Genomic DNA, 255 nt, shown 5'->3' with positions numbered 1-255 from the left:
GAAACATCTAAGTACCCCGAGGAAAAGAAATCAACCGAGATTCCCCCAGTAGCGGCGAGCGAACGGGGAGGAGCCCAGAACCTGAATCGGCTTGTGTGTTAGTGGAAGCGTCTGGAAAGTCGCGCAGCAAAGGGTGATAGCCCCGTACACTAAAATGCACAGGTCGTGAGTTCGATGAGTAGGGCGGGACACGTGACATCCTGTCTGAATATGGGGGGACCATCCTCCAAGGCTAAATACTCCTGACTGACCGAT

Annotated in this window: 1 rRNA gene; it reads left to right on the top strand. The window is 53.7% G+C overall.

What is annotated here, in order from left to right:
* Positions 1-255 (top strand): 23S ribosomal RNA (locus tag ACK3CV_RS25435); the annotation flags it as partial.

The sequence above is a fragment of the Serratia sp. TSO36 genome, assembly GCF_057808395.1.
This window is presented reverse-complemented; position numbering and strand designations above follow the sequence as displayed.